This window comes from Chloroflexus islandicus (genome assembly GCF_001650695.1).
In the GTDB taxonomy this organism is placed as follows: Bacteria; Chloroflexota; Chloroflexia; order Chloroflexales; family Chloroflexaceae; genus Chloroflexus; species Chloroflexus islandicus.
The window spans coordinates 1-9101 of record NZ_LWQS01000100.1 but is presented as its reverse complement, the minus strand read 5'-3'; the positions used below and the strand labels follow the sequence as shown (position 1 = coordinate 9101).

Sequence of the window (9101 nt, the reverse complement as noted above, 5' to 3'; positions counted from 1 at the left end):
GGCGGGCGAGGGGGAGTCGCTAGATGGGTGATGCAGCCATTGCTGGCAGCGGAACACAGCAGCGCCCCGCTCCCGCATTGCGGGAGCGGGGCTGGGGGTGAGGGTACGAGGTTTACCGCCGAGCACGCAGCGGGCGCGGACGCCATCCTGTCATTGCGCGGGCGCGCCGCGCCCGCAGCAATCCCCTCCTTTCGCGAATGGTATGCCTGCGCGGCCTCCCCTCCCCCAGCGGGGGAGGGGTAGGAGCATCATCCCCCAGCGGACGCACAGCACCCGCAGCACGCTCCCCCTTCGGCGGAAAGGTTCCGCTCGCGTGCTCGCGGGGGATTGCTTCGCTTCGCTGCGCTCCGCTCGCAATGACAACTGGAGAGGCGGCGCTGCCACAAAACCCTCTGCCCCCTTTGCGGAGCCGGACAGCCGTCCGGCTCTACGGCGCCTTTGCGTTTGAAACCTCGGCGCCTTGGCTCGCTTTGCGCCTTGGCGTTGACTCCCTCACCCCCCGGCCCCCTCGCCCACCTGACGGCGGGCGAGGGGGAGTCGCTAGATGGGTGATGCAGCCATTGCTGGCAGCGGAACACAGCAGCGCCCCGCTCCCGCAACGCGGGAGCGGGGCTGGTGGTGAGGGTACGAGGTTTACCGCCGAGCACGCAGCGGGCGCGGATGCCATCCTGTCATTGCGCGGGCGCGCCGCGCCCGCAGCAATCCCCTCCTTTCGCGAATGGTATGCCTGCGTGCATCGCTCCCGCTGAAGGGGGAGATTGCTTCGCCTCGCTTCGCTCGGCTCGCAATGACAAGCGGGGAAAGCAGAGCTGCGCCCAAGCTGGCCGCTTCGTATCTAGGGCATGGTATAATACGATAGCATATCGTATCTAGCCGCACTGTTCTACCATGAAAACCTACCGCAATCTCTACCCGCAGGTTTACGATTTTGAAAATCTGTATCGGGCCTATCGCAAGGCGCGGCGGGGCAAGCGTGGCCGGGCTGAAGTGGCGCGCTTTGAGGCGCGGGTAGAAGATGAGTTGTTTCGCTTGCAAGCTGAATTGCGCAACGAAACCTATCAACCCGGTCGCTATCGCCATTTCTACATCTACGAACCAAAGAAGCGCAAGATTAGCGCAGCGCCGTTTCGCGATCGGGTCGTTCACCACGCGCTCGTGGCCGTGATTGAGCCGATCTTCGAGCGACGGTTTATCTTCGATTCGTATGCATGCCGGGTTGGGAAGGGCACTCATCGCGCGCTGGCGCGCTGCACCGAGTTTGTGCGCCAGTATCGCTACGTCTTGCAGTGCGACGTAGCGAAATTCTTTCCCACCATCGATCATGCCATTCTCTTAGCGATTTTGGGCCGCACTATCGCTGATCGGCAGGTGATGAACCTGTGCGCCAAGATTGTGGCTAGCGGGGCCGGCGTGCTTGATAGTGAACGCGAATTGCATTGGTTCCCCGGCGATGATCTGTTTGCGCCGCTGCGTCCGCAAGGCTTGCCCATCGGCAATCTTACCTCGCAGTTTTGGGCGAATGTCTATCTCAACGAGCTAGACCAATACATTAAACGGCAGTTGAAATGCCGCGCCTATGTGCGGTACGCCGATGATCTGCTGCTCTTTCACAACGATAAAGCCGTCTTGCATGCATGGTTGGCTGATTTGCGCGCAGTAGCGGCGAATCGCTTGCGATTGCTGCTCCATCCTGCCAAGTGTCACGTCTTTCCTACCGCCACCGGCGTGCCGTTTCTCGGCTTTCGTCATTTTGCCGCCTATCGCCGCCTCAAGCGTCCGGCCGTCGTGCGCTTTCGTCGCCGGCTGCGCCGCATGCAAGCCGGCTATGCCGCCGGCACGATCAGTTTCACGCAAATTGGTGATTCGATCCGCAGTTGGTGCGCCCATGCGGCGCATGGCAGTACCTACCGGCTACGCAATCAGCTACTGCGGCAGGCAGTGTTTCGTCCGGCGATACAGGCATGAATCACATTCCGATCTTTGCCAAGACCTACGATCTGTTGCTCTGGCTCACCCCAACCACGTTGAAATACCCGCGCGAGCATCGCTTTGCGCTGGCTTTGCGCACCCAGCAAGCAGCGTTTGAGTTTAACGAGCTGATCGTCTTGGCCCGCAAAACGCGCGATAAGCGCGATCTGTTGCTGCGCGCCGATGCGCGGCTTGAACAAGTGCGGCTCTATTTGAGGCTAGCCCACGATCTCAAGCTGCTCAACCTTCGCCAATACGAATATGCCGGGCGCCTTGTGGCCGAGATCGGCGCGCTGCTCGGCGATTGGATGCAACGGGTGGGTGCGCAACCGCGCGGCGGCAACGATGAGCCGCGTTAAGCAAGGGTTGCGCCGCATTCAATGCCACGGTGTCGAGCAAGGCTCTATACTAAGCTGCCGACAGTGTGTGCTATAATCGACGTGGAGCCAGCCGCTATCGCGCGAACGGTCGCTGCGCGTATCGCAACGACAACAACCCCGACAACGACAACGACAATAGGGGTTTTCGGCTCGCCACTTGCGCTCTGTATCGGCCGGAAATGCGTTGTGACCGCTCATTGCAACGCCGAGGCAGCGACAGAGAACAACAGGCTGGTTCCCGGTTCGCTGCGCCGCGAGCCAAACAATCATCCTTCCCGCGCCCTGTGGTAGGCAGCGATGCTGACGCTTGGCGCGGGTACGTGTCTCTGCCGGCCCGTTTTCCCAACCTGACGCATACGAATATGGCCGGTATCCAATCCGTGTGTACCATCCGTTGATCAGCGACCGCCGGGGATGGATCCATCACGTGATCCGTCAACCGTAGAGACGCACGGCCGTGCGTCTCCATCAATATCGTCATCGCATTGCATGCATCCAGCGCATCCGCCCATTCCCGCATCATCCCCGCCATCGCCGCCCACCAACGCACCCGGTATGCCATCCGGGGGTGGCATTGGGTTTGGAGACGCACGGCCGTGCGTCTCTACGGGGGATGACGATCATCATTTGCGTTGTGACGGGGAATGACAATGGAACGGCCAACCGGCACGGGGATGGCAACAACCATCCCCGCGCGGTTATGGTTCGATTGGGATGTTGCGCTGGCGGGCGATGTCGCGCAGGGCGCGGGTGAGGCTTTCGAGCTGGCGCAACAGCAGGCTGACCTTAAACGCCGCCCCTTCGTCGCGTTCGATCCATTTCAGCAGGTCGCCGTCATGCACGGCACGCGCGAGGCGATCGCTCTCGTCAACCATTTGGTCGAGCGAACGGATGCGGAAGACACGGGATTTATTTTTGGGTTGGTTTTCAATCGTCTCTTCCACCACCGTCAAATACTCGCCGTCCGCTGCCTCTTCCTCATCTTCCCACCCATCGTCGTGCTCCGGCAGATCGACGGCCGTCGCCGGCGTGTGGCTGAGCGGGCCGCCGCTGCTGCCGGTCGGGGTGGCTTTGGTGCGCAGTTCGGCGCCTTGCTCCAGCGCCTGCAAGGCGACATCAAGGGTCAGGTTGGGGTTGGCGGCGAAGTAGGTCGTGAGCCGGCTCAGTTCGGCGGCCGACATGCCCTCTTCGACCGCAAAGCGGGCGAGATCGATTTGGGTTTTGGGGTTGGTGATGCGGCGCAAGTGCTGGGCTTGGGTCACGTTCAGCTCGCCGCGCCGGATCATCTGCTGCACCTCTTCCGGCAGTTCGAGCAGGCCGAGGTAGCGGCGCACCGTGCGCGCGCCGAGGCCGACCGCTTGCCCGACCGCTTCGTCAAGCTCGTTGTCGGGCAGCTTGCCGCGGGTAGCGATGATGTGCTCACGCAGCCGGGCAAAGGCGCGGGCCTGCTCGATGTCGTTGAGGTCTTGGCGCTGCACATTCTCGATCAATTGGCGCAGCAGCAAATCAGGGTCATCGCTATCGAGCACAATGCAGGGCACCTTGCTCAACCCAAGCTGGATCGCCGCGGCCCGCCGCCGGCCGCCGTAGACCACCCGGTACCGGCCGCCGCCTGCCGGCGTCACCCCAATCGGCTGCAACAGACCATATTCCGCAATCGTCGCCGCCAACCCAGCCACATCCCCCGGCTCCTCGCGCACCCCTGCCGGGTCTACGTCGAGCTGGCGCGGATCGAGATAAAGCAATTGCATCGCGGGTTCCCCCTTGACAACGCAATGACCGGTCGGCGCCGGTCATTGCGCATGCTATCCGAACAAGTGTGTCAAGTATAGCAGGCTTGGGCGATGCTGGCAACTTGCCTGCCGGCAAGGCGCAGAGGCGCAGAGGATTCAAACGCAAAGGCGCTGTCGAGCCGGACGGCTGTCCGGCTCCGCAGAGAACGCAAAGGCTTTTTTATTGTTTGTGCCTTTTGCGTCTTTTTGTGGCTATTCTCCCTCGGCGGTACAAATGTGCCCCCACCCCCGGCCTCTTCCTCGCCGGAGGAGGGGAGGCCGCTCAGGCATATCATTCGCCGAAGGAGGGGATTGCTTCGGGCGCTACGCGCCCTCGCAATGACATCCTGACTTGTCATTGCGAGCCGCCGGAGGCGGTGAAGCAATCTCCCCCAAGAGCGGGATTCCGTCGCTCATCGATTAGCCCGCGCAGCGGGCTTCGTAACCGTAGCCCGGCCCTTGAGGGCCGGGCGATACAGCGCGAGGATGCACGTTCTTGCCCCCACCCCTAACCCCTCCCCCGCTGGGGGAGGGGCCGACCCTCACCCCCAACCCCTCTCCCGCTGGGGTCACGAGGCGGCCAGATATGGAGTGCGGCAGTTTGACTGCCGCACTCCACAGCCGGCAAGCGGGGGCGCAGAGACTCTTAACGCAAAGGCGCAGTAGAGCCGGACGGCTGTCCGGCTCCGCAAAGAACGCAGAGGTTTTTTTTGTTTGTGCCTTTTGCGTCTTTTCGTGGCTATTCCATATCCGCGACTCTGTGACCGTACTTGTCACATTCCTCTGGTACAATATCAGCAGTTCACGTGGCATAGTGGTACCTGAGGAGTGATTGCGTGACTCTGCTTGATCTGCCGTGGCAGCCCCCCGAAGTTGGCCAGTTGGTGATGGTGCGTTCGCGCCTGTGGCTGGTCGAAGAGGTGATTCCGCCGCCGGCACCCGGCCAGTCGTGCCGGGTGCGGTTGGCTTGCGCCGATGATGATGCGCAGGGCCAGTCGCTGGAGGTGTGGTGGGAGTATGAACTTGACCGCCAGATTGTCCAAGATGCGCTGTGGAGCGATCTGGCGGCGCGCGGGTTTGACCCGCCGGGCCGCTTTGCCGCCTATCTCAATACGCTGCGCTGGCATTGCGTGACCGCGACTGACCCCGATCTCTTTCAGGCCCCGTTTCGCGCCGGCATCCGGATCGATGCGTATCAGATGGAGCCGCTGCGCAAAGCGCTGCGCTTGCCGCGGGCGAATCTGTTTATCGCCGATGATACCGGTTTGGGCAAGACGATTGAGGCCGGTTTGATTATGCGCGAGTTGTTGTTGCGCAAGAAGGTGCGCACAATTGTGGTCGCGGCGCCGCCGTCGGTGCTTGAGCAGTGGCAGGCTGAGCTGGAAGAACGGTTTGGCTTGACGTTTGTGTTGCTCGATCGGGCGTATGTGGCCCGTATGCGCCGCGAGCGCGGCTTTGGCGTGAACCCGTGGCGTACCCATAGCCGGTTTTTGGTGTCGCACCGCTTGCTGATCGACCCGGTCTACACCGACCCGCTGCGCGAGTGGCTCGGCCCGTTCTTGCCCGGTAGCTTGCTGGTGCTCGATGAGGCGCACCACGCCGCTCCCGCCTCTGGCAACCGCTACGGGATCGAGTCGGACTTCACCCGCGCCGTGCGCGATCTGGCGTGGCGCTTCGAGCACCGGTTGTTTCTCTCGGCGACGCCGCACAACGGTCACTCGAATAGTTTTGCGACCCTGCTCGAATTGCTCGATCCGATCCGTTTCACCCGCGGCGTGAAGGTGCGCGGCAAGAAGGCGCTGGATCAGGTGATGGTGCGCCGTTTGAAAGAGGATATTCGCGCGGTGCAGGGTGGCTTCCCGCGCCGCGAGGTGATCCGGATCGAACTGAGCGGCTTGCCGGACGATGCGCCGGAGTTGGTGCTGTCGCGCTTGCTCGATGAGTACCGCTCTCTACGCGAGCAGCAGTTTGCGACGGCGTCGCGCAAGGCCCAAACCGCCGCCGCGTTGTTGACGGTGGGGTTGCAACAGCGTCTGCTGTCGTCGATCGAGGCGTTTGCCCGCAGTCTGAAGGTGCATCGGGCCACGGTCGAACGGCAGTGGGAGCGGCAAGCGGCGCTCGATGCGGTGGCCGAAGAGGCGGAGTTGCTGGCGGTTGCGCCTGACGCCGACGATGAGCGCAGCACGTGGAGCGATGCTGAGTTGCAGGAGGAGGAGGATAAGGCGATTGAGGCGGTGACGGCGGCGACGGAAGCGGCGCTGTCGCCGGCGGCGCAGGTCGCCGAGTTGCGCCGGCGCGAGCAGGAGCTGCTCGATGAGATGCAGCGGATCGCTGAGGCCCATCGCTACCGGCCCGATGCCAAGACGCGCTATCTGATCGATTGGATCCGGGCCAATCTCTGCCCCGATCTGCCGCCGTTCGGCCAGCCAGTGGCTGGCCCGCCGCCGCGCTGGAATAACCGGCGGGTGATCATTTTCACCGAAAATCGCGAAGGCACCAAGCGCTATCTGCTTGAGATGTTGTCGCGCGCGATTGCCGGCTCCGACCGGGCCGAAGAGCGGATCGAGGTGATTGATGGCTTGACCAGCAGCACCCGCCGCCAAGAGATTCAGCGCCGGTTTAACACCGATCCGGCTCACGATCCGCTGCGCATCTTGCTGGCGACTGACGCCGCGCGCGAAGGCTTGAACTTTCAGGCCCATTGCGCCGATCTGTTCCATTTCGATCTGCCGTGGAACCCCGGCCGGATCGAGCAGCGCAATGGCCGGATTGACCGCAAGCTGCAACCGGAGCCGGTGGTGCGGTGCCACTATTTTGTCTTGCCGCAACGGGCCGAGGATCGGGTGCTGGAGGTGTTGGTGCGCAAGACCGAGACGATCAAGCGCGAGTTGGGCAGTTTGTCGAAGGTGATTGATGATGATATCGAGCGGCGGCTGCGCCAAGGGATTCGCCACCGTGATGTGGATGCGCTGGTGCGCGAGCTGGAACAAGCCGATCTCGATGCGATCCGCCGCCAGAGCATCGCCGAGGAGCTGGAGCAGGCCCGTGAGCGCGAACGCGATCTGCAAGAGCAGATTGAGCGCTGTCGCAGCTTGCTGGAACGCTCGCAACGGTGGACAAACTTCAATGCCGAGGCGTTCCGGCAGGCGTTGAACAGCGCGCTGGAGATGATTGGCGCGCCGCCGTTGCAGCGCGATGTGGATGAGAGTGGCCGGGAGGTGTGGCGTGTGCCGGCGCACAACGAGCGGCTGGCGTCTGACCCAACGTGGAACGCGATCCTCGACAGTTTGCGCGCGCCGCGCGCGGCCAACCAGAGCCTGAGCGATTGGCGGCGCGAGGCGCCGATCCGCCCGATTGTCTTTGCCGATACCGGCGTGCTGAGCGATGAGTTTGTGCATTTGCACCTCGAACACCGGATCGCGCAGCGGCTGCTGGCCCGGTTTCGCGCCCAAGGCTTTACCGAGCATCTGGCGCGGGCTTGCGTGTTGCGGGTGAGCGATGCGGTGCCGCGGGTGGTGATGCTGGGCCGGTTGGCGTTGTTTGGCCAGAGCGCCGAGCGGCTGCACGAGGAGATTATCGCGGTGGCGGCGCGCTGGATCGAGCCAACTCAGCGCACCGGCCCGCTGGCTCCCTACGGTCGCGATGGCGAAGAGCGCGCGCTGGGCTTGCTGGAAGAGGCGCTCCGCCGGGAACGCCATGCCGAAGCGAGCGCGGTCGTGCAGCAGCGGTTGGCGCAGTCGGCGGCGAACGACGTGACCGATTTGGCTCCGCACCTGAACCGCCGCGCCGCCGAGGCCGCCGAGAAGGCGATTGCGCTGCTGCGCCAGCGCGGCGAGCGCGAAGCGGCTGATCTGCGCGCAGCGATCGAGCAGCAGGCCCGCCGGGTAAGTGAGCAGCTTGAGCAGAGCCGCGCCGCGTTGCAGCAGTTGACGTTGGGCTTCAACCCCGAAGAGCGGCGCCAGTTGCAGCTCGACCAGCGGGTGTGGGCCGAGCGGCTCGCCGCATTCGAGCGCGATGTCAACAGCGAGCCGCAGCGGGTGCGCGAGTTTTATGAGGTGCGCGCGCAGCGGGTTGAGCCAGTGGGGCTCGTCTATCTGTGGCCGGAAACCAACTAGTAGAGCCGGACGGCTGTCCGGCTCCGCAGAGAGCGCAGAGCGATTCAAACGCAAAGACGCAGAGAACGCAGAGGGCGCAGAGGATCTTGAGGGGGATCGACCAGCGCGCTTGTGCTCAATCACCAACAACCCTTCGCGACCTTTGCGATCTTAGCGCCTTTGCGTTACGAGTCTTTGCGACCTTTGCGATCTTAGCGCCTTTGCGTTACGAGTCTTTGCGGCTTGTCATCATACCTATCACCTATGCCAACCATCAATCCCTCCATCCTTGCCCATCTCGAATGGCTCGGCTTTGTCCAACCCACCGGCTTGGTCGTCTCGGCCCCGGCACTGGTCAGCGCCGGCGCGATTCTGCCCCGCGATGACCGCGAGGGCCAGCGCCTGCTGCTCTCCTGCCTCAGCGAGGACGCGGCGGGCCGCCCGTTCATCGCCGATTTCCGCCAGTTTGCCCGCACCGTGCTCGGCTGGAGCTGGTCGCCGCGCGGGTATGCCGGCGTGGACGGCGCGCCGATCCCGCCGGAGCTGACGGTGCCGCTGCCCGATTACGGCGAGATGCTCACCCCCGATCTGGCGGTGCGCGAGCGCGACCCCGCTCCCGGTGCATCGCCGTGGCAACTGCTCGTGCTGCTGGTGCCGCCTGACGTTGACTTCGACCGGCCGTGGCGCGGCGCGGGCCGGCTGGCGTGGTCGCCCCACAGCCGGCTCGAACGCCTGTTGCGCGAGACCAGCGTCCCCGCCGGCGTGCTCTGCAACGGCCACGCCATTCGCCTGCTCTCTGCCCCGCGCGGTGAAAGCTCCGGCTGGCTTGACTTCCGCGTCGCTGACATGCGCCTCACCGCCGGACGCCCGCTGGTGGCGGCGCTGCG

The 9101-nt window shown here is 63.9% G+C and carries 5 protein-coding genes; 4 read left to right on the top strand and 1 reads right to left on the bottom strand.

The window, feature by feature from the left end; all coding sequences use genetic code 11:
• Nucleotides 1-888 precede the first annotated feature (888 nt).
• Both A6A03_RS18050 and avd read left to right on the top strand, forming a co-directional pair.
• Nucleotides 889-1965, top strand: a complete 1077-nt coding sequence (locus A6A03_RS18050) for a reverse transcriptase/maturase family protein (RefSeq protein ID WP_066791063.1) — start codon at nt 889-891, stop codon at nt 1963-1965.
• Nucleotides 1962-2327: a diversity-generating retroelement protein Avd gene (avd, locus tag A6A03_RS18045; protein WP_066791061.1), complete on the top strand. Its 366-nt coding sequence runs from the start codon at nt 1962-1964 to the stop codon at nt 2325-2327. The genes A6A03_RS18050 and avd overlap by 4 nt, the downstream gene beginning before the upstream one ends.
• 719 nt (nt 2328-3046) lie before the next feature.
• Here the strand turns inward: avd and A6A03_RS18040 are convergent.
• Nucleotides 3047-4099 carry a ParB/RepB/Spo0J family partition protein gene (locus tag A6A03_RS18040; RefSeq protein ID WP_066791059.1) on the bottom strand — a complete coding sequence of 351 codons (1053 nt, stop codon included), beginning with the start codon at nt 4097-4099 and terminating at the stop codon, nt 3047-3049.
• Nucleotides 4100-4956: 857 nt separating this feature from the next.
• On the opposite strand from A6A03_RS18040, the gene drmD reads away from it, so the two are divergent.
• Both drmD and A6A03_RS18030 read left to right on the top strand, forming a co-directional pair.
• Nucleotides 4957-8235 (top strand): DISARM system SNF2-like helicase DrmD, encoded by a 3279-nt coding sequence (drmD, locus tag A6A03_RS18035; protein WP_156525391.1) that lies wholly within the window; start codon nt 4957-4959, stop codon nt 8233-8235.
• 243 nt (nt 8236-8478) lie between these two features.
• Nucleotides 8479-9101: hypothetical protein (locus tag A6A03_RS18030; RefSeq protein ID WP_216636364.1), on the top strand; the 623-nt coding region annotated here is incomplete at its 3' end.

Excerpts from the sequence above, each read along its gene's own strand:
- A6A03_RS18050 (WP_066791063.1), top strand. The coding sequence starts at position 889 with ATGAAAACCTACCGCAATCTCTACCCGCAGGTTTACGATTTTGAAAAT.
- avd (WP_066791061.1), top strand. The coding sequence starts at position 1,962 with ATGAATCACATTCCGATCTTTGCCAAGACCTACGATCTGTTGCTCTGG.
- A6A03_RS18040 (WP_066791059.1), bottom strand. The coding sequence starts at position 4,099 with ATGCAATTGCTTTATCTCGATCCGCGCCAGCTCGACGTAGACCCGGCA.